Genomic DNA, 18,527 nt, shown 5'->3' with positions numbered 1-18,527 from the left:
TTCACGGCACTTATTGCCAAGTCTGCCAATGGCCGGACGGCCGGTCCTTCGCCTACGCTGACCACGGTCCCGGGGGAGTGGAGGTGCGGTGGGCAAGACCTACGTGGGGGCGCGGCTGCGGCGGCTGCGCGAGGAGCGCCGGATGAGCCAGGCCGAACTCGCCCGCGTCCTGAGCATCTCGCCGAGCTATCTGAACCAGATGGAGCACGACTCCCGCCCGCTCACGGTGCCCGTGCTGCTGAGGCTGACCGAGACCTTCGGGGTCGACCCCTCCTTCTTCTCGGAGCGCGACACGACGCGGCTGGTGGCGGACCTCCGGGAGGTCCTGGCCCCCGACATCGCCGAGGCCCGCGTGTCCGCGGGCGACCTCGCGGAAGTGGCCACGCGCCTGCCGGCCGTCGCGCAGGTGCTGCTCGAACTGGGGCGGCGCAACCACCTGCTGACCGAGCGCCTGGCGGGCGCCACGGACGGCCGTACCACCGGCCCGGAGCCACCCGGATCACCTCACGAGGAGATCCGCGACTTCTTCTACCGTCGCCGGAACTACCTGCACGACACCGACCTCGCGGCCGAGCACCTGGCCGACGAGATCGGCATCCGGCCCGGCGAGGTCGGCCAGGCACTCACGGCCCGGCTCGCCGACCGCCACGGCGTACGCCTGTCCGCCGGGACCGGCAACCACCTGCACCACTACGACGGGACGACCCGCACCCTCCACCTGTCCGCACGCCTCCGGCCCGGCCAGCGAGCCTTCCGCATGGCCACCCAACTCGCCCTGCTGGAACACGGGGACGAACTGGACCGCGAGGCCGCGGAGGACTTCCCCACCGGGTCACCCACCCGTGACCTGGCGCGCATCGGCATCGCCAACTACTTCGCCGCCGCACTGATCCTGCCGTACCGCAGCTTCCACACGGCGGCCGAAGAAGTCCGCTACGACATCGAACGCCTCACCGACCGCTACGGCCTCGGCTACGAAACCGTCTGCCACCGGCTGAGCACCCTCCAACGACCCCGGCTGCGCGGCGTACCCTTCTCCTTCGTCCGTGTCGACCGCGCCGGCAACATGTCCAAACGCCAGTCCGCGACCGGCTTCCACTTCTCCCGGGCCGGCGGCACCTGCCCGCTGTGGAACGTCTACGAGGCGTTCGCCGCCCCCGGCCGCATCCATGTCCAGATCGCCGAAATGCCCGACGGCCAACGCTATTTGTGGACCGCCCGCACCATCACCCGCCACCGCGGCGGCTGGGGCGGACCCGACAAGACCTTCGCCATCGGCCTGGGCTGCGAGATCCGCCACGCCCACCGGCTCGTCTACTCCGACGGCCTCGACCTCGCCAGCACCTCGGCCGCCACCCCCATCGGCATGGGCTGCCGCGTCTGCGAACGCCTCGACTGCCCCCAACGCGCCGCACCACCCCTGGGCCGCCCACTGCGGATCGACCAGAACACCAGCACCTTCGTGCCGTACCCCGTCACCGACCCCACGCCGTGACCGGCCGGCGGTGCGGTTGTCCCCGGGCGGTGAGACGTCGTCATCGTTCCCTTCCCCGGGGTTCGAGGCGCGGCGGGAGCGTGGGTGCGGCCAGCGGGGCACCGTCGTACCCCCGGACGTCCCCGAAGCGGGACCCGGACGTCCAGTCCTCCCGCGCCTGCGCGATCTCGTCGTGCGTCCGGCCGACGAAGTTCCACCACATCACCAGGTGCTCCTCGAAGGTCGGCCGGTGGCTCCCACTCCTCGCGATCCTGTTCGGCGCCCCACTCGCGGACGCGGGCGAGCGCCTGCTCCACGTCGCCGGAGTCGATGAGCACGGCGACCTCGTGGATCCGTACGCTGCTGGGGCCGAAGCTTGTTTCGTAGTGCAGCGAGTCGCCGGGAAGGCGGTCGGCGTACGAGCGCGCCGTGGCGAGCCGTTCCCGGGCGAGGCCCTCGTTTCCGTCCCGCACCTCGAGGATGGCGAGCTTCAACAGCATGGCGCCGATCACCGCGAGATGGGCGTCGGTGAGCGAGTGCTCCGGAGCCGTCCGCTCCACCTCGTCCGTGAGCCCCTCCAGCAGCCGGCGCGCGGAGGAGTAACTGCCCATGCGGACCATGGCCCCCGCCTTGAGATATCCGGCCGTGGCCTGCATCAGAGGGTCGCCGGAGCAATCCGCTGCCCACTGCACCCGTTCCACTGCGGTGAGGCTGAGGTCGTGGTACCCGAGCTTGTGCGCGAGTGAGTTGACGGCCGATAGCAGGTGGCCAGCTGGCGGAAGGCTTCCCGCTGCTCGCGTTCCAGGCGCGCGCCGGGCCGTCGAGCGGCCGCGGCGTCGCCGTTCAACGCGGTGTGCGTCAGCTCCGAGAGCAGCCCCGGCAGCAGCGGGCCCATGGGGACGTACTTGCTGTCGCGACGGAGCGCGGACACCGCCTCGGTTTCGGCGACCAGGACGGGCAGTGGACGTGCGGGGACGGAAAGGTCGTCCGGGTTGTCGTACGTCAGCAGGACGCGCCGCAGTTCGGGGATCACGGCCTGGGCCTGTTCCTCGGTCTCCGCCCCGTTGATGTAGGGCTGTCCCGTGAGATGGGTCGGGCCGACACGCAGGGCGCGAGCGAGGTGCGTGAGCATGGCGGGCGGCACGACGCGCTGACCGTTCTCGTACTTCTGGAGGGTGCTGATGGAGATCGCGACGGCGTCCGCCAGCTGCTTCACACTCATCTGACGCACCTTGCGCACTTCGCGGATGCGTTCGCCAACGTGCTTCATCGTCCAGCCTTTCGTGTGCGGGCAGCGCCAGCGTAGAGGGGCGGACGAGCGGCGGACAGGGACACGGGAGGCTGTCGCACTCTGATCCTTTACCAGGGGCGACGCGGACCGATGGGAGGGAGGTCGCCCATGAGCACTCATCCAACGCGCATGGCCGGCGGGACCCATGACCAGTGGTTGCACCTCACGACGCAGGGGCTTGGATTCGTCGACCAGGTTCGGGAGACGGTGGTGATCGCTTCGTGCGAGGGTGGCCGGCGGTGCCGGCTGCGCCCGTACGACCGGGCCCGGTGTGCCCTGGTCTACCTGCGCAAGCACGACACCCTCGAGCGGCTCGTCGCGTACGCGCCCTCGTGGACGGAGGCCCTCACCAGCCATCACGCCGCCGCCCGTGAGCACGACATCGTGGACGTCTGCGTGCAGCTGGACCTCGAGGTCCTGGCGGACAAGGGCCACCAGGGCGCCGGCGGCACCGCGATCACCCCGATCAAGCACCACTCGAACACTGAACTCGCCGACAAGCACAAGAAGTCGCCGAGCCGGGGCCGGCCGCCGTTCAGCCTATTGAGGGAGGGCATGCACAACTCGGTCGGCGCACTCGGCGGACTGCGCCCATCATCCGGCGACCGCGCCCAGGGCATGGACAACGATGCGCCGGCGCAATGAAGTCGGGGCAGTTTTGCGACAAGGTCCAGCGGACAGGTCCTGGGCGAGGTCGCCGGCGTTCATGGCCCGCGACGGGCCCCGCATCCGCCCGCCGACTGTAAAGGAGCATGTCCGCTAAATGCCAGCCGACCAAAGACACAGAGGGACCTCCCACACGGCGTCTCGTTTCCATCCTGTGGAGAACGATCACGTGTCTGCGGCCGGTGGCGTGTTCTGCCCTGCGGGCAGTTGCCGCGTGCGCGCACTCGCTTGCGGCGAGAGCGCGTTCCTCTCCGGCGTACGGGGGTGCCGGTTCCGGACCGACATGCTGTGGGGGCTCGGTGGTGCGGCTGTCTGCTCCTCGGCCGTGGCAGTGGTGGACCCGCTGGGCCCGCCGGGCCAACTGGCCCTGGCTCTCGGGATGTGCGCGATGGTGGCCGGATGGCTCGCCCTGCGTGAAGAGGCGCTCGTCCGGGTGCAGGTCCTGGCCGTCGTCCTGATCACCTCAGGGGTGGAGGTCGCCGCTACCCGATGGCTGGGTCTGTGGGACTACCGCCTGCACAACCTGCCCGCCTATCTGCCCGCGCTGCACGCCGTCATCTTCCTTGCCGTCCTCGTGGTCACCCGCTGCCTGCCGAATCGGCGGTTCCTGCCCGGATGCGCGCTCGCCGGGGTCGGTCTGTGGGCGGCCTGGCAACTGCTGCTGAGCGAGCGCGCCGACACGGTCGGCGTCCTCTGGTTCCTCGTGCTCCTGGCTCTGTGCCGGCACCGGGAGACCGCCACGCGGGTTCCGGCGATCGTCGTGGTGACCGTTCCGCACGACATCATGGCGACCGGCACGGGCATGGTGGCCTATCGCCCCCACGACGTCACCGGCCTCATGTCGATCGCCGCCCAGCCGTCCGCCATCGTCGGCGGCTACGCCCTCATCTACTGCCTTGCCTCCCTTATGGCGCCGCCGCTGCTCGGCCTGTGGCGGCGCTACGCTCCCCGTCCGTCGGCAGCGTCATGACGACGACCGGCAGGCCCGCGCGGGCCGTGGTGATCGGCGGCAGCATGGCGGGCCTGCTCGCCGCCCGCGCGCTGACCGACACCTACGAAGAAGTGCTGATGGTCGACCGGGACGTCCTGCCGGCCACGCTCGACCATCGCGTCGGGGTGCCGCAGGCCCGTCACGCGCACTGGCTGCTGGCCGGGGGACTGGAGGTCCTGGAGTCCTTCTTCCCGGGGCTGTCCGCGGAACTGGCCGCCGCGGGCGCGACACCGTACGACCCGCAACGGGACGGCAGCTGGGTCTTCGACGGACGTCCGGCGCAGCGCGCTCCCTCGGGTCTGGCTTGCCTGGCGATGAGCCGTACGCTGCTGGAGAGCCGGCTACGCGCCCGCATCGCGGCCCTTCCCGGGGTGCGCGTGCTCTCCCGGCACGAGGTCGTCGGTCTGCTCACCGCTCCCGACGGGTGCGGGATCGGCGGGGTGCGTGCTGTGCGTCGCGGCCGGCCGGAGCCTGCCTTGGAGATGCGGGCCGACCTGGTGGTCGACGCCTCGGGGCGTGCTTCGCGTACCCCGCTGTGGCTGCGGGAGCTGGGACACCGGGCACCGCGCGAGGAACGGGTTCGGGTGAAGGTGGCCTACGCGAGTCGGCATTACCGGCGCGAGTCGCACCATGTGCCCGGTACTTCGGCGATCGGTCGGCACGTCACGCCGGACCGGTCCCGGGGCGCGGCTCTGTACGCCGAGGAGGGCGACCGCTGGGTCCTCACGCTGGCCGGTGTCCTTTCCGGCGAACCGCCGGTGTCCGCCGACGCGTTCATGATGTTCGGCCGTTCTCTCGACGACTCGCGCATCCGGCAGGTCGTCATGGACGCCGAGCCGCTCGACGATCCCGTCCGCACGCGTTTTCCCGAGGCTCTCCGCCGTCGCTACGAGCGGTTGCCCAGACCGCCCGAGGGGCTGGTCGTCATCGGCGACGCGATGTGCAGCACCAACCCGACCCTGGCCCACGGCATGTCGGTCGCCGCGTTCCAGGCGAAGGCTCTGCACGACTGTCTGCGTGCCGGGACCGAGCGACTGCCCCGGCGTTACCACCGCAGGGCCGCGCGCGTGCTGACCGTGCCGTGGATCGCCACCCGCACCTCCGATGTGCTGCCGTACGAGTCCGGCTGCCGTCGCTCCGTGTTTCTGTGGTCGGCCGACCTCGCCCGCATCGTCCTGAGCGCCGCCATGGAACGGGACGCTCTCGTCACCCGGACCTGTCTGCGCATCGCGCATTTGGTGACCGGCCTGTGGCCGCTGCTCTCACCGCGGATCCTGATCCGCGTTCTGCCACACCTGATCCGTCTCCTGCCGCACCTGATTCCGGGTGGCGCCCGAACGGCGCGCTCGCCCGGGCCCGACCGTATGCCCTGGTACCTGCGCCTGGTGGAGCTGTGCCGGGAGCTGGGCATCGCCACGCCCGAGGACCCCTACCCCGTCTGGGAGGGCGAGGGCGGTCCGGTGGCCGTCGCCCCGCTGTTCGTCCTCTACGACTACTCGTTCCGGGTGCCGGGGGCGGACACCAAGGAGGAGTCCCTGCGGCGGGCCTACGAGTCCGGCGTGGTCTGCACCGACGAGCACTTCCTGCACCCCGACCCGTACCCCACCCGCGAGGACTGGTGCCGGGCCCGCGTCGAGTACACCGAGCGCCGCCTCGCCGAGCTCGGCCCGGAGCTGCGTCCCGTCCTCATCAACCACTGGCCGCTGCTCCGCGACCCCACCCGGATCCTGCGCTACCCGGACTTCGCCCAGTGGTGCGGCACGACGCTCACCGCCGACTGGCACGTGCGCTTCCGGGCCGCGGCCGCGGTCTACGGCCATCTGCACATCCCCCGCGTCTCCTGGCACGACGGGGTGCGCTTCGAGGAGGTCTCGGTCGGCTACCCGCGCGAGTGGCGCAAGCGCCCGCCGCGCGAGCCGCTGCGCCAGATCCTCCCGCAGCCGGTGGACCGCCCCGGGGACGTGTGGTGATCAAGGAATGATCGAGGAACTGCTGCCCTCCGGGGCCGTCGCCGAGGACACCTTCACCGACGCCACCGACGACCCCGCGAGCGTCCTCTTCCCCGAGGAGGCGGACCGCATCGCCCGCGCCGTGCCGCGCCGGCAGCGCGAGTACGCCACCGTGCGGGTGTGCGCGCGCCGGGCGTTGGGCCGGCTCGGGTACGCGCCCGTCCCGCTGCTGTCCAGCAAGCGCGGGGCGCCGCAGTGGCCGGCGGGCGTGGTCGGGTCCATGACGCACTGCCAGGGCTACCGGGCCGCCGTCGTGGCACGCGCGGGCGACCTCGCGTCGATCGGCATAGACGCCGAGCCCAACGGGCCGCTGCCGGAGGGGGTGCTGGACACCATCGCCCTGCCCTCCGAGAAGGAGTGGATCGCCGGGCTGTCGGCCGCGCATCCCGCCGTGCACTGGGACCGGCTGCTGTTCAGCGCCAAGGAGAGCGTGTTCAAGACCTGGTACCCGTTGACCGGTCTCGAGCTGGACTTCGACGAGGCGGAGCTGACCGTGGACCCGGTCGCGGGGACGTTCGCGGCCCGGCTCCTGGTGCCCGGCCCGGTCGTCGAGGGCCGTCGGCTGGACGGCTTCGCCGGCCGCTGGACCGTGGGGAACGGCCTGGTCGTGACGGCGATCGCGCTGCCGCTCGCGCCCGTGCCGGACGAGGAGCGCGGCGAGGAGGCGTACGCCCACAGCCCGTCCGGCGCCTGAGCCGGGACGAGGACCGGGGTGGCTGCGGAGCGGAACGATTCACCACGATCCCCGTGAACGGTTCCGCGATCCGGCCACCCCCTCCTAAGCTGGACAACCGCACTGCGGTTCGAGCAGTTGACAAGCACGGGGGGTGCTGCGTGTCTCACCTTCGGACACGTGACCAGTTGACACACGACGATTTATCGACCCGGCCTTTCCCGCGGGCTCCCGGCACGACGGAATCGTGCGCGAAGGGTTTCGCCGCCCAAGAGGCAGCCGTGAACGGGGGGTTCACCGGCATCGACCCCGAAGGCCCCGCCTTCCTCGCCTCGCTCGGCGGCCTCGTGGCCGGATCCGGGGCGGCGGTGGACGCGGTCCTGCCGGGACGGCCGGCCGAGGCGCGGCAGATGTGCGAGGCGCTGCTGCGGCTCCTGCGCTCGGACCGGATCGCCGAGCTGAGACTGCTGCGCACCACCGCGTCCCCGGCGGGCGGGACGGTGCGGGATCCGGCGCCCGACCCCGACTGCGCCGCGCGGATCCGGGTGACCGACACCGCGATCCCCGAGGTCATCATCGTCAACGGCCGGGCGGCACTGGTGCGTTGCGGCGTCGCCGCGGGCCGGCGGGCCTCGCTGGTGCACGCCCCCGACGTGGTCAGGACGCTCCAGGCGCTGTTCTCGGGGGTGTGGCGGACGGCCGCCCCTGTGGGCGGGCCCCGGCGCGACCCCGCCTTCGAGCTCTCCGAGGGCGCCTACCGCGTGCTGCGGCAGATGTGCACGGGCGACACGGACACCGCCGCGGCCCGCGAACTGTCCATCTCCGTACGGACCTACCGGCGGCACGCGGCCGAGATCCTCCGGGTCCTGGGCGTCACCTCGCGCTTCCAGGCCGGGGTGCGGGCCATGGAGCTGGGGCTGCTGAGGAACGGCGGCCCCGTCCGCTGACACAGCACTGCGGGGCCGTCCGGGAGGACGGCCCCGCAGTGCTGTTCCGGCCGTGAGGCGAACGGCCTACTTGCTGACGCAGACGTTTCCGCTCGCCGCGTTCAGCAGGCCGACGATGTCGATGGTGTTGCCGCAGAGGTTGATCGGGAGGTGGATCGGGACCTGGATCACGTTCCCGGAGACGACACCCGGGGAGCCGACGGCGGCCCCCTTCGCGTCGGCGTCGGCGAGGGCGGTGCCGGTGACGCCGGCAAGGGTGGCGCCCACGGCGGCGGTGAGGACGGCTGCCTTGGCGATTCGTGACATGGGAGGTGACACCTTTGTTCGGTCTGACAGGGTCGAACTCCTGGCCGTAGGAGGCCGGAGCCCGGATCAACGTCCGTTGACCGCAAAGGTTTCGTCGGTGCGGCGGACGGGTGACGGAGCACGGTCACCGCGCCCGCGGCGGCACCCGCGTGCCGTCTGTACAGTCGCCGCGCCGCACCGCTACAAGGGACGTGGGACCGATCGGTGCGGGAGGCAACGATGCGCAGGATCGCGATCGTCGGTGCGGGACAGGCGGGGCTGCACCTGGCGCTGGGACTCCTCCGGGCCGCGCCCGGGGAGTACGACGTGCTGCTGCTCTCCGACCGCCGGCCGGAGGAGATCCGCGCCGGCCGGGTGCTGTCCACGCAGCAGATGTTCGGCCCGGCCCGCGCCCTGGAGCGGGCGGCCGGGCTCAACCTGTGGGACGCGGAGACCCCCTGGATCGAGGGCATGCGGCTGACCACCGCCGACCCCCCGGGAACGGCCGCCCGGACGATCGCCGCCGACCTGGAGGAACCGGCCCAGTCGGTGGACCTGCGGATGAAGACGGCGCGCTGGCTGGAGCTGTTCGAGGAGGAGGGCGGCCGGGCCGAGTACCGCGCGGTGACCGCGGACGACCTGCCGGCGCTGGCCGCGGCCCACGATCTGACGCTGCTGGCCTCCGGGCGCGGCGACCTCGGCGCCGTCCTCGGCCGCGACGGGCGGCACAGTCCCTTCACCGAGCCGCGGCGCGAGCTCGCCGTCGTCTATGTGCACGGCGTCGCGCCGCATCCCGAGTGGCCCGCGCACCTGCGGATGACCGGCTGTCCCGGGGTGGGCGAGCTGATGGTCCTGCCCGGGCTGACGCTCTCCGGGCCCTGCACGATGCTGTTGTGGGAGGCCGTCCCGGACGGCTCGTTCGACCGCTGGCGCGACCGGCCCGGACCGGCGGAGGCCCTGAAGCGCTCGCTGGAGCTGATGCGCGCCTGGGCGCCCTGGGAGTACGAACGCTGCGCGGCCGCCGAGCCGACGGACGCGGGGGCCGTGCTGACCGGCGCCTTCGTCCCCGTCGTCCGCCACCCGGTCGCCGAGGTGGCCCCGGACGCGTACGTCCTCGGCATGGCCGACGCGGTCGTCCTCAACGACCCGCTCACGGGACAGGGCTCCAACAACGCGGCGCACTGCGCCGACCACTACCTGCGGGCCGTCCTCGCCCGCGGCGACGAGCCGTTCGACCGGGCGTGGATGCACGACGCGTTCGCCCCCTGGTGGGAGCGGGCCCGGCACACCGTGGCCTTCACCAACACCCTGCTGGAGCCGCTGCCGCCGCACGTCCGGGCCGTGCTGACCGCCGCGGCCGAGCGCCCCGACGTCGCCCACCGCTACGTCAACGGCTTCCCCGACCCGGCCGGGTACCGGGACTGGCTGCTGGACGCGGACCGGGCGGAGGCCTACCTGGCCGCCCTGGGATAGCGTGACCGGGTGAGCACGAGAACGACGGCGCGCGACGGCGGGCAGGGGCCCGTGGTCTGCGCCGTCTCCCTCGGCGGCGGGCTCGGCGCCGCGGCCCGCTACGGCGCGGGGCTGCTCTGGCCGACGGCCGACACGGCCTTCCCCTGGACGACGTTCCTCGTCAACGCGACGGGCTGTGCGCTGATCGGTGTCCTGATGGCGACGATCGACGGGCTCGGCGCCCCGCACCGGCTGGTCCGGCCGTTCCTCGGCACGGGTGTGCTCGGCGGCTACACGACGTTCTCCACGTACGCGGTCGACTTCCAGCGCTTCGTCGCGGACGGACGGGCCGGGATCGGGCTGGCGTACCTGGTCGCGACGCCGCTCGCGGCACTGGCCGCGGTCTGGGCGGCGGCGGGGGCGACGCGCCGGGCGATCGAGGGGAAGGTGCGATGACGGCGCTCCGACTGACCGTGTACGTCGGCGAGTCCGACATGGCGGCCCACGGCCGGCCGCTCTACTCCGAGATCGTGCACCGGGCCCACCGGGCGGGGCTGGCGGGCGCCAGCGCCTTCCGGGGGATCGAGGGCTACGGCGCCTCGTCGCGGGTGCACACGGCGCGACTGCTGTCGCTGAGCGAGGAGTTGCCGGTGGCGGTGGTGATCGTGGACGAGGAGTCGCGCGTGCGGGGGTTCCTGCCGGTGCTGGACGAGCTCCTCGGGCCGGACGGGCGCGGCCTGGTGACCCTCGACGCGACCGAGGTCCACCGCGGGTGAACTGGCTTCTCGTCGTTGCCGGTGCGATGGCCGGTGCGCCGCTGCGGTATCTGACCGACCGGGCGGTCCAGGCGCGTCACGACTCGGTGTTCCCGTGGGGGACGTTCACGGTGAATGTGGTGGGGTGCGTGGTGTTGGGGGTGGTGACGGGGGCGGCGCCGACGGCCGTGCGGCTGGCGTTGGGGACGGGGTTCTGCGGGGCGTTGACGACGTATTCGACGTTCTCGTACGAGACGTTGCGGCTGGCGCGGGACGGGGCGCGGGGGTATGCGCTGATGAATGTGGTGGGGAGTGTGGTGGCGGGGGTTGCGGCGGCGTTCGGTGGGGTGTGGCTGGGCGCCGTGTTGTTCTAGCCCCCGGCCCGCCCTTTCACCGTTTCTTGCGCGCTCCGCGCGGGCAACGCGGCTTCGCCGCGTTCGTCCTCAATCGCCGGACGGGCTCTGCAGGTGCTCCAGCAGCACCTCCCACAACTCCCGTGCCGCCCTTGGCGGAGGCGCGTCCTTCCGGTGCGCCACCGCCACCGTGCGCCGCATCCGGTCCCCCTCGAACGGCGTCACCCGCAACCCCGACCGCCCCGCCACCATCCCGGGCACCACCGCCACCCCCAGCCCCGCCCGCACGAAGCCCAGCACCGCGTCCATCTCCCCGCCCTCCACCGTGAACGACGGCTCGAAGCCGGCCGCGCGGCAGGCGGTGATCGTGATCTCGCGGAGGTCGTAGCCGCGGCGGAACATGACCATCGGCAGGCCGCGGAGATCCTCGACGCGCATGCGGCGACGGGGCATCGGCACCGACGGCGCCGACACGACGACCAGGTCCTCCCTCAGCAGCTCCGTCGTCTCGAGCGCCGGTGCCCCGACGCCCAGCGGCGTGATGATCAGGGCCAGGTCCAGGCCCCCGGCCGCCAGGCTGCGGACCAGGTCCTGCGAACCCCCCTCGTCGATGAACAACTCGATCCCGGGGAACCGGGCGTGGTACGCGCGCAGCACGTCCGGCACCAGGCTCGCGCACAGGCTCGGCGGCGCCCCCAGCCGCACCCGTCCCCGCCGCAGCTGGGCCACCTCCTGGGCCTCGCGCCGCGCGGTGTCCGTGTCCGCGAGGATCCGCCGGGCCAGCGGCAGCAGCGCCTCCCCCGCGTCGGTCAGCGTGATGTTGCCGCGCGCCCGGTGGAAGAGGTCCGCGCCCAGCTCCCGTTCGAGCGCGCGGATCTGCTGGGACAGCGACGGCTGGGCGACGTGCAGCGCCTCGGCGGCGCGGGTGAAGTGCCGGAGTTCGGCGACGGTCGCGAAGTAGCGGAGCTGTTGGAGTTGCATCACCACCAGAATAGATAGGCCATGCCTATGGAAACCAGCGGTGCCATGTCTTGGACGGATCGAAGGTTGCCGACCTAGCGTCGGTGACATGGCACTGGCGACCCGGGCGGAGCGCTCCCCGTCCCTCATCGGCTCCGTGTGGCACTCGACCGTCGGCAAGAAGGCGGTCATGGCGGTCACCGGCCTGATCATGCTGGCGTACCTGGTCGCCCACATGCTGGGCAACCTGAAGATCTTCTTCGGGGCCGGGGAGTTCAACCACTACGCGCACTGGCTGCGCACGATCGGTGAACCGCTCCTGCACTACGAGTGGTTCCTGTGGCTCGTGCGCGTCGCCCTCGCCGCGTCCGTCGTGCTGCACGGCGTCGCCGCGTACCAGCTCAGCCGCCGCGACCTCGCCGCGCGCCCCGCGAAGTACGAGCGCCGGCGCGCCCGCGCGAGCTATGCGACGCGCACCATGCGCTGGGGCGGGATCATCCTCGGGCTGTTCATCGTCTGGCACATCCTCGACCTCACCACCCTCACCGTGAACCCCAACGCGGAGCACGGCCGTCCGTACGAGAACGTCGTCGCGTCCTTCGACCGCTGGTACGTCGACGTCCTCTACATCGCCGCGATGCTCGCCCTGGGCCTGCACATCCGGCACGGCTTCTGGAGCGCCGCACAGACGCTGGGCGCCAACTCCCCGCGGCGCGACCGGGCGTTCAAGGCCGTCGCGAACGGCCTCGCCGCGCTGCTGACCCTCGGCTTCGTCGCCGTCCCGATCGGCGTCATGACAGGAATCGTGAGCTGACCCATGTCCGACTACGTCCACTACCGGACCGGCGAACCCGTCGCCGACACCAAGGCCCCCGACGGCCCGATAGCCGAACGCTGGGACCGCCGCCGCTTCGAGGCGAAGCTCGTCAACCCCGCCAACCGCCGCAAGCACACCGTCATCGTGGTCGGCACGGGCCTCGCCGGCGGCTCGGCCGGGGCCACACTCGCCGAACAGGGCTACCACGTCGTCCAGTTCTGCTACCAGGACTCGCCGCGACGGGCGCACTCCATCGCCGCGCAGGGCGGCATCAACGCCGCCAAGAACTACCGCAACGACGGCGATTCCGTGCACCGGCTCTTCTACGACACCGTCAAGGGCGGCGACTTCCGCGCCCGCGAGTCCAACGTGCACCGCCTCGCCCAGGTCTCCGTCGAGATCATCGACCAGTGCGTGGCGCAGGGCGTGCCGTTCGCCCGCGAATACGGCGGTCTGCTGGACACCCGGTCGTTCGGCGGCGTCCAGGTCTCGCGGACGTTCTACGCCCGCGGCCAGACGGGGCAGCAGCTGCTGCTCGGCGCGTACCAGGCGCTGTCCCGGCAGATCGCCGCCGGCACCGTCGAGATGCATCCGCGCACCGAGATGCTCGACCTGATCGTCGTCGACGGGCGGGCCCGCGGGATCGTCGCCCGCGACCTGATCACCGGCCGGATCAGCACCTACTTCGCGGACGCGGTCGTGCTGGCGAGCGGCGGCTACGGCAACGTCTTCTATCTGTCGACGAACGCCAAGAACTCCAATGCCACGGCCGTCTGGCGGGCGCACCGGCGCGGCGCGTACTTCGCCAACCCGTGCTTCACCCAGATCCACCCCACCTGCATCCCGCGCTCCGGCGACCACCAGTCGAAGCTGACGCTGATGAGCGAGTCGCTGCGCAACGACGGCCGCATCTGGGTGCCGAAGGCGAAGGGCGACACACGCCCGCCGGCGGAGATCCCGGAGGACGAGCGCGACTACTACCTGGAGCGGATCTATCCGTCCTTCGGCAACCTCGTCCCCCGCGACATCGCCTCGCGCGCCGCGAAGAACGTCTGCGACGAGGGGCGCGGCGTCGGGCCCGGCGGGCAGGGCGTCTACCTGGACTTCGCGGACGCGATCCGGCGGATGGGGCGGAAGGCCGTCGAGGCGAAGTACGGCAACCTCTTCGAGATGTACGAGCGGATCACCGCCGAGGACCCGTACGAGGTGCCGATGCGGATCTATCCGGCGATCCACTACACGATGGGCGGACTGTGGGTCGACTACGACCTCCAGACCACCGTCCCGGGCCTGTTCGCCATCGGCGAGGCCAACTTCTCCGACCACGGGGCGAACCGGCTGGGCGCCTCGGCCCTGATGCAGGGCCTGGCCGACGGCTACTTCGTCCTCCCGTCGACGATCAACGACTACCTCGCCCGGCACCCGCACGACGAAGTACCGCCCGACCACCCGGCGGTGGCGTCCGCCGTCGCCGAGGTGACGGACCGGCTGGACCGGCTGCTCGCCGTGGACGGCGACCGCACGCCGGACTCGTTCCACCGCGAACTCGGCGAACTCCTCTGGGACGAATGCGGGATGGCCCGCACGGACGCGGGGCTGCGCAAGGCGCTCGGCCGGATTCCGGAGCTCCGGGAGGAGTTCTGGCGCCGGATCAAGGTGCCGGGCACGGGCGAGGAGCTCAACCAGTCCCTGGAGAAGGCCAACCGCATCGTCGACTACCTCGAACTCGCCGAGCTGATGTGCCTCGACGCGCTGCACCGGGCCGAGTCCTGCGGCGGTCACTTCCGCGAGGAGAGCCGGACGGCGGAGGGAGAGGCGGCGCGCCGGGACGAGGAGTTCGCGTACGCCGCGGCCTGGGAGTTCACGGGGGCGGGCGCGGCGCCCGTCCTCCACAAGGAAGACCTGCACTTCGAGTACGTCCACCCCACACAGCGGAGTTACGCGTGAAGCTCACCCTGCGCATCTGGCGCCAGCGCGACGCGGACACGGCCGGCGCCATGACCACGTACGAGGTCTCCGGCATCAGCGAGGACATGTCCTTCCTGGAGATGCTGGACCATCTCAACGAGGAGCTCATCCTCGCCGGGGACGAGCCCGTCGCCTTCGACCACGACTGCCGGGAGGGGATCTGCGGCGCGTGCGGCATGGTCATCAACGGGCAGGCGCACGGGCCGGAGCGGACGACGACGTGTCAGCTGCACATGCGGCACTTCCGGGACGGCGACACGATCGACGTGGAGCCGTGGCGGGCGGCGGCGTTCCCGGTGGTGAAGGATCTGGTCGTGGACCGCTCGGCGTTCGACCGGGTCATCGGGGCGGGCGGCTACGTCTCCGTGCCGACCGGGGCCGCGCCCGAGGCGCACGCCACGCCGGTGCCGAAGGAGGCCGCCGACCTGGCCTTCGAGCACGCGGAGTGCATCGGCTGCGGCGCGTGCGTGGCGGCCTGCCCCAACGGGTCGGCGATGCTCTTCACTTCGGCGAAGGTCGTGCATCTGAACGTGCTGCCGCAGGGGGCGCCCGAGCGGGAGTCGCGGGTGCTGGACATGGTGTCGGCGATGGACGGGGAGGGGTTCGGCGGCTGCACGAATACGGGTGAGTGCGCGACGGCCTGCCCGAAGGGGATTCCGTTGTCGGCGATAGGGATGCTGAACCGGGAGTATCTGCGGGCGTCGGTGAAGCGGCGTTAGCCGCTCGGGGGCCAGGGGGCGGAGCCCCCGGTGGGGTGCAGGGGCGGAGCCCCGCTCCCTATCATGGGCGCCATGACCGCGTCGCTTCCCGGACCAGCCCCCGACTCCCCCGCCCTCCGCGCCTCCCACGCCGAGCGGGACGCCGTCATCGAGCGGCTCCAGGACGCGGCCGTCGAAGGACGGATCGACTTCGCCGAGCTGGACGTCCGGGTGGAGAGGGCGCTGGGCGCCAAGGAGCAGGCGGAGCTCGCGCTGCTCGTCGCCGATCTGCCGCCGGTCGCCGGTGCCGAGCCGGGCGAGCCGGTCGTCCTCAACGGCGGCATGGCCGGCATCGTCCGCAAGGGGGCCTGGACCGTGCCCGCGTCCCTGACCGTGAACGCGGGCATGGGCGGCGCCGTCCTCGACTTCACCCGGGTCACCACCCGTCTCCCCGAGGTGGAGATACGGGTGAAGGCCAAGATGGGCGGGGTCGTGGTCGTCGTCCCGGAGGGCTGGGCCGTCGACACGGACCGGATGGACCCCGACATGGGCGGGGTCAGGGACCGGACCGCCGAGGGCCGACGCGCCCCCGGGACGCCGCTGATCCGTCTCGTCGGCAGCGCCGGCATGGGCGGCGTCGTCGTACGCCACCCCAGCCTCCGCGAACGCCGCAAGCTCAGGCGCGAACTGGAATCCTAGGGGACTCGTGCTCCGGCGCGGCCTCCGCCACCGGCTCCTCGCGGACGCGCGTGACGTTCAGGCCGGCGCCCAGCGGCGCGCACAGCACCAGGATCCCGCCCGCAAACAGGTCACGGCCGTCCTTGGTGCTGCCCACGAAGGGACCGGCCGCAGCAGCCGCGGACCGATGCGACGCCGAGCCGGCGACAGCCCCCTGAGCAATCCATGCAACTCCACTCAACCAATGGCGCATTGGAGCGGTGACGACCGGGCGAATCCTTGGCTGCTCCATCTAGTTGTTCTAGATTGACGCGAACAGCACCGTCTGGGGGAGGAATTGCCGATGCAATCAGCAGGGAGTACGGACGGGACGGACGCGGGAAGGCCAAGTCCCTCGCGCATCGCCGGACTTACCGTCCTGCCCTTCGCCACCGGCCTCGCCGTCGCCGTCGTCGCCTACTTCGTCCTGCGCGACGACCTGCCGCACCGCATGCCCACCCATTTCGGCCCGGGCGGTGCGGACGGCTACGGTCCGCCGGGCCAGGCCATGGCCGGAAACCTGGTGCTCTACGCCGTCGAAACGGTGCTGTTCCTTGTCAAGTCACTGACCGACGAGGAACAGCGCAGCACGCGGCCGACCCTGATCGCCGCCTGGGCGGTCTCCGTGGCCACGACCTACTTCATGTGGAGCGCGCTCAAGGCCGGGGCCGACGCGGGGGACGGCGGTGACGCGTCCGTTCCCGCCTACCAGTTCGTCGTCGCCCTGGCGGCCGGCGGGGCCGTGACCCTCGGCGGCTGGCTCCGCTCCCGCGGCCGTTCCCGCTCCCGGAGGAAGGCATGAGCACCGTCAAGTCCGTCTGGCAGCGCTCGCAGTTCTGCGGCTGACTCCTCGCGGGGCGGTCCGGGTGACCGTCGCGCCCGAGGGCGTGACCGTGGCAGCCGGGCGTCCGTGCCGTGTCCCTGCGCCAAGGGGGCACGCTCTGGCTGGAGTTCAAGAGCAGCGCCCGGTTCGTCGTCACCGTCGACGACGCCCCCACCGCCGCCGAGCCCTCCCCCAGGGGCGCCGAGATGCCGGTCTCCATCGACCACGGGTCGCGGGTGCCGCTGGCGGAACAGATCGCGGCGTGCGTACGCCGGCAGCTCGCGCGTCGGCAGTGGAGGCGTGCCGCCACTCGTACGCCTGACGCGCAAGCAGGGGCTGAGTGAGGGGGAGGCGGTCGCGATGGTGACGGAGGAGTACCGGGGGCGGGGGTAGGACGGCTCGTCCCGGGCCGAAGAAGTCGATCGATCGGTCCGGGACGGAAAGGACCGCGTCAGCCGGCCACCGCCGAAGCGGCGGTCGCGTTCCCAGGCGTGGAGATCACCGCCCGGCCCGTCGGCGGCCGGGGCAGGACGGAGCATGGATTACGGCGTCAGACAGTCCACGGAAAGTCCTACGGAAACGGCGACGGGCGCCTCGACAGGACCGATGTCCTCCCCGAAGAGACAGGACGAGAGACCACCGGCCGGATCCGGCGCCGCACCCGCCGGCGGGGCGACGAAGCCGAAGAAGGCGAGAGCCCCCAGGAGAACGACGACAAGACGACGCATGAACACCCCCACGGTCACGCACAGTTGCGTTGCCGATGAGCCTCCCCGAAGGTGGGTAACGCCAAGCGCTTCGTCACCCGTTCGGGTGGAACCACCGTCGCGCCGCCTCCAGCCCCTCCTCGTTCGCGTCCGGACTCCACAGCCCGGTCACGTCCCCCCGGGCGATCCGCCCCGCGAAGTAGACGGCCTGGCCCGCCCACCGGTAGTCCAACAGCGGTCCCAGTGCCCGCTCCATTTCCTCGCGTGCGAGGGCGCCCTCCGCGATGTACGCGTCGATCAACGGCCGCATCCGCGCCGGACCTTCGTACATCACCAGCGCCGCCAGGTCGTATGCTCTCGGCCACACGCCCGCCCCGCCCCAGTCGATCACGCCGCACCGGCCCGTCGCCGGGTCCAGCCGGAACGCGTCCATGGACGGATCACCATGGACCGGGCCCCAGGTGAGCGCCGCCGCGTCGAGCAGCCGCATCACACCCTCCGCCATCGGGCGCAGCCATGGGCGTATGTCGAGGTGCTCCTCGGGCAGGTACAGCCGCCCCGGCTCCGCCGTCCCCAGCACCAGGTGCGCTCGGGCCAACGTCCTTCCGACGACGGCCTGCTCCTCCGGCTCCTCGCCCTCCACCCAGCGCAGGAGCGCGAACGTCCGCTCCCCCAGCGGGGCCGTCCACCGCCCGTCCAGCGTGGGCTCCGGCGCGCCGGCGGCTATCCCGGCCCGCTCCAGCCGATCCGCGAGGCCGAGCCCGTACGCGAACGCCTCCGCCGCGTGAGCGGGCACGGCCTTGCCGACCCAGCGGGCTGTATCAGAACGGACCGACCATGTCAGCGAGTTCATACCGCCTTCCAGGGCGGTCACGTCCACGGGGTCGAAACCCCAATGCCGGTTGAGCAGTTCGGGAATCATGCCGCGACCGTAACGGCAA

At 72.0% G+C, this 18,527-nt stretch carries 19 protein-coding genes and 3 pseudogenes; 16 read left to right on the top strand and 6 right to left on the bottom strand.

The window, feature by feature from the left end:
- Positions 1–88 precede the first annotated feature (88 nt).
- Positions 89–1,495 (top strand): short-chain fatty acyl-CoA regulator family protein, encoded by a 1,407-nt coding sequence (locus ABD794_RS06000; RefSeq protein ID WP_344961328.1) that lies wholly within the window; start codon positions 89–91, stop codon positions 1,493–1,495.
- Positions 1,496–1,535: 40 nt separating this feature from the next.
- Here the strand turns inward: ABD794_RS06000 and ABD794_RS05995 are convergent.
- Positions 1,536–1,715, bottom strand: a pseudogene (locus ABD794_RS05995) (pirin-like C-terminal cupin domain-containing protein); the annotation flags it as partial.
- A gap of 414 nt (positions 1,716–2,129) precedes the next feature.
- Entirely contained in the window at positions 2,130–2,696 is a 567-nt protein-coding gene (locus ABD794_RS05990) for a helix-turn-helix domain-containing protein (RefSeq protein ID WP_344961325.1), read from the bottom strand.
- A 288-nt stretch (positions 2,697–2,984) separates the two neighbouring features.
- Between ABD794_RS05990 and ABD794_RS18630 the strand changes: the two are divergent.
- From ABD794_RS18630 to ABD794_RS05965, 5 genes and pseudogenes are all read left to right on the top strand, one after another.
- Positions 2,985–3,080: pseudogene (locus tag ABD794_RS18630) on the top strand (IS5/IS1182 family transposase); the annotation flags it as partial.
- Between the two features lie 565 nt (positions 3,081–3,645).
- Positions 3,646–4,401: a hypothetical protein gene (locus ABD794_RS05980; protein ID WP_344961320.1), complete on the top strand. Its 756-nt coding sequence runs from the start codon at positions 3,646–3,648 to the stop codon at positions 4,399–4,401.
- Positions 4,402–5,795: 1,394 nt separating this feature from the next.
- Positions 5,796–6,392, top strand: a pseudogene (locus ABD794_RS05975) (metallophosphoesterase); the annotation flags it as partial.
- Between the two features lie 7 nt (positions 6,393–6,399).
- Positions 6,400–7,125, top strand: coding sequence for a 4'-phosphopantetheinyl transferase family protein (locus tag ABD794_RS05970; protein ID WP_344961318.1), 726 nt, complete (start codon positions 6,400–6,402; stop codon positions 7,123–7,125).
- A gap of 260 nt (positions 7,126–7,385) precedes the next feature.
- Positions 7,386–8,051 (top strand): helix-turn-helix transcriptional regulator, encoded by a 666-nt coding sequence (locus tag ABD794_RS05965; RefSeq protein WP_344961316.1) that lies wholly within the window; start codon positions 7,386–7,388, stop codon positions 8,049–8,051.
- 66 nt (positions 8,052–8,117) lie between these two features.
- Here the strand turns inward: ABD794_RS05965 and ABD794_RS05960 are convergent, their stop codons facing one another.
- Entirely contained in the window at positions 8,118–8,357 is a 240-nt protein-coding gene (locus tag ABD794_RS05960; RefSeq protein ID WP_344961314.1) for a chaplin, read from the bottom strand.
- Between the two features lie 219 nt (positions 8,358–8,576).
- Between ABD794_RS05960 and ABD794_RS05955 the strand changes: the two genes are divergently transcribed.
- The 4 genes from ABD794_RS05955 to crcB are packed head-to-tail and all read left to right on the top strand — an operon-like array spanning position 8,577 to position 10,917.
- On the top strand, positions 8,577–9,809 hold the full coding sequence (locus tag ABD794_RS05955) for a styrene monooxygenase/indole monooxygenase family protein (RefSeq protein ID WP_344961312.1): 1,233 nt from the start codon (positions 8,577–8,579) through the stop codon (positions 9,807–9,809).
- A 9-nt stretch (positions 9,810–9,818) separates the two neighbouring features.
- Positions 9,819–10,244, top strand: coding sequence for a fluoride efflux transporter FluC (locus ABD794_RS05950; protein ID WP_344961310.1), 426 nt, complete (start codon positions 9,819–9,821; stop codon positions 10,242–10,244).
- Positions 10,241–10,564, top strand: coding sequence for a DUF190 domain-containing protein (locus tag ABD794_RS05945; protein ID WP_344961308.1), 324 nt, complete (start codon positions 10,241–10,243; stop codon positions 10,562–10,564). Before ABD794_RS05950 ends, ABD794_RS05945 begins: the two co-directional genes overlap by 4 nt.
- Positions 10,561–10,917, top strand: a complete 357-nt coding sequence (crcB, locus tag ABD794_RS05940) for a fluoride efflux transporter CrcB (protein WP_344961306.1) — start codon at positions 10,561–10,563, stop codon at positions 10,915–10,917. Before ABD794_RS05945 ends, crcB begins: the two co-directional genes overlap by 4 nt.
- A gap of 69 nt (positions 10,918–10,986) precedes the next feature.
- Here the strand turns inward: crcB and ABD794_RS05935 are convergent, their stop codons facing one another.
- Positions 10,987–11,877: a LysR family transcriptional regulator gene (locus tag ABD794_RS05935; protein WP_344961338.1), complete on the bottom strand. Its 891-nt coding sequence runs from the start codon at positions 11,875–11,877 to the stop codon at positions 10,987–10,989.
- Between the two features lie 88 nt (positions 11,878–11,965).
- Between ABD794_RS05935 and ABD794_RS05930 the strand changes: the two genes are divergently transcribed.
- The 4 genes from ABD794_RS05930 (at position 11,966) to ABD794_RS05915 (ending at position 16,038) form a co-directional block, all read left to right on the top strand.
- Entirely contained in the window at positions 11,966–12,670 is a 705-nt protein-coding gene (locus ABD794_RS05930; protein WP_344961304.1) for a succinate dehydrogenase cytochrome b subunit, read from the top strand.
- Between the two features lie 3 nt (positions 12,671–12,673).
- Entirely contained in the window at positions 12,674–14,620 is a 1,947-nt protein-coding gene (locus tag ABD794_RS05925) for a fumarate reductase/succinate dehydrogenase flavoprotein subunit (protein ID WP_344961302.1), read from the top strand.
- The gene (locus ABD794_RS05920; RefSeq protein WP_344961300.1) at positions 14,617–15,360 is read left to right on the top strand and encodes a succinate dehydrogenase/fumarate reductase iron-sulfur subunit; all 744 of its coding nucleotides are present in this window, start codon (positions 14,617–14,619) and stop codon (positions 15,358–15,360) included. Before ABD794_RS05925 ends, ABD794_RS05920 begins: the two co-directional genes overlap by 4 nt.
- A 72-nt stretch (positions 15,361–15,432) precedes the next feature.
- Positions 15,433–16,038, top strand: a complete 606-nt coding sequence (locus tag ABD794_RS05915) for a DUF1707 SHOCT-like domain-containing protein (protein ID WP_344961299.1) — start codon at positions 15,433–15,435, stop codon at positions 16,036–16,038.
- Here ABD794_RS05915 and ABD794_RS05910 read toward each other — a convergent pair.
- Positions 16,016–16,174, bottom strand: a complete 159-nt coding sequence (locus tag ABD794_RS05910; RefSeq protein WP_344961295.1) for a hypothetical protein — start codon at positions 16,172–16,174, stop codon at positions 16,016–16,018. The two genes, ABD794_RS05915 and ABD794_RS05910, sit on opposite strands and share 23 nt — an antisense overlap.
- A gap of 186 nt (positions 16,175–16,360) precedes the next feature.
- Here ABD794_RS05910 and ABD794_RS05905 point away from each other — a divergent pair, with 186 nt between their 5' ends.
- Positions 16,361–16,858, top strand: a complete 498-nt coding sequence (locus tag ABD794_RS05905) for a DUF1648 domain-containing protein (protein WP_344961293.1) — start codon at positions 16,361–16,363, stop codon at positions 16,856–16,858.
- A 113-nt stretch (positions 16,859–16,971) separates the two neighbouring features.
- Positions 16,972–17,223, top strand: a complete 252-nt coding sequence (locus ABD794_RS05900; RefSeq protein ID WP_344961291.1) for a hypothetical protein — start codon at positions 16,972–16,974, stop codon at positions 17,221–17,223.
- 457 nt (positions 17,224–17,680) lie between these two features.
- Here ABD794_RS05900 and ABD794_RS05895 read toward each other — a convergent pair whose 3' ends face one another.
- Entirely contained in the window at positions 17,681–18,508 is an 828-nt protein-coding gene (locus tag ABD794_RS05895) for a phosphotransferase enzyme family protein (RefSeq protein WP_344961288.1), read from the bottom strand.
- Between the last annotated feature and the right edge of the window lie 19 nt (positions 18,509–18,527).

Source organism: Streptomyces thioluteus, assembly GCF_039535865.1.
Note: the sequence above shows the minus strand (reverse complement) of the source record. Positions and strands in the feature narration are given on the sequence as shown.

Excerpts from the sequence above, each read along its gene's own strand:
- ABD794_RS05990 (WP_344961325.1), bottom strand. The coding sequence starts at position 2,696 with ATGAGTGTGAAGCAGCTGGCGGACGCCGTCGCGATCTCCATCAGCACC.
- ABD794_RS05970 (WP_344961318.1), top strand. The coding sequence starts at position 6,400 with ATGATCGAGGAACTGCTGCCCTCCGGGGCCGTCGCCGAGGACACCTTC.
- ABD794_RS05960 (WP_344961314.1), bottom strand. The coding sequence starts at position 8,357 with ATGTCACGAATCGCCAAGGCAGCCGTCCTCACCGCCGCCGTGGGCGCC.
- ABD794_RS05955 (WP_344961312.1), top strand. The coding sequence starts at position 8,577 with ATGCGCAGGATCGCGATCGTCGGTGCGGGACAGGCGGGGCTGCACCTG.
- ABD794_RS05945 (WP_344961308.1), top strand. The coding sequence starts at position 10,241 with ATGACGGCGCTCCGACTGACCGTGTACGTCGGCGAGTCCGACATGGCG.
- ABD794_RS05935 (WP_344961338.1), bottom strand. The coding sequence starts at position 11,877 with ATGCAACTCCAACAGCTCCGCTACTTCGCGACCGTCGCCGAACTCCGG.
- ABD794_RS05930 (WP_344961304.1), top strand. The coding sequence starts at position 11,966 with ATGGCACTGGCGACCCGGGCGGAGCGCTCCCCGTCCCTCATCGGCTCC.
- ABD794_RS05925 (WP_344961302.1), top strand. The coding sequence starts at position 12,674 with ATGTCCGACTACGTCCACTACCGGACCGGCGAACCCGTCGCCGACACC.
- ABD794_RS05915 (WP_344961299.1), top strand. The coding sequence starts at position 15,433 with ATGACCGCGTCGCTTCCCGGACCAGCCCCCGACTCCCCCGCCCTCCGC.
- ABD794_RS05905 (WP_344961293.1), top strand. The coding sequence starts at position 16,361 with ATGCAATCAGCAGGGAGTACGGACGGGACGGACGCGGGAAGGCCAAGT.
- ABD794_RS05895 (WP_344961288.1), bottom strand. The coding sequence starts at position 18,508 with ATGATTCCCGAACTGCTCAACCGGCATTGGGGTTTCGACCCCGTGGAC.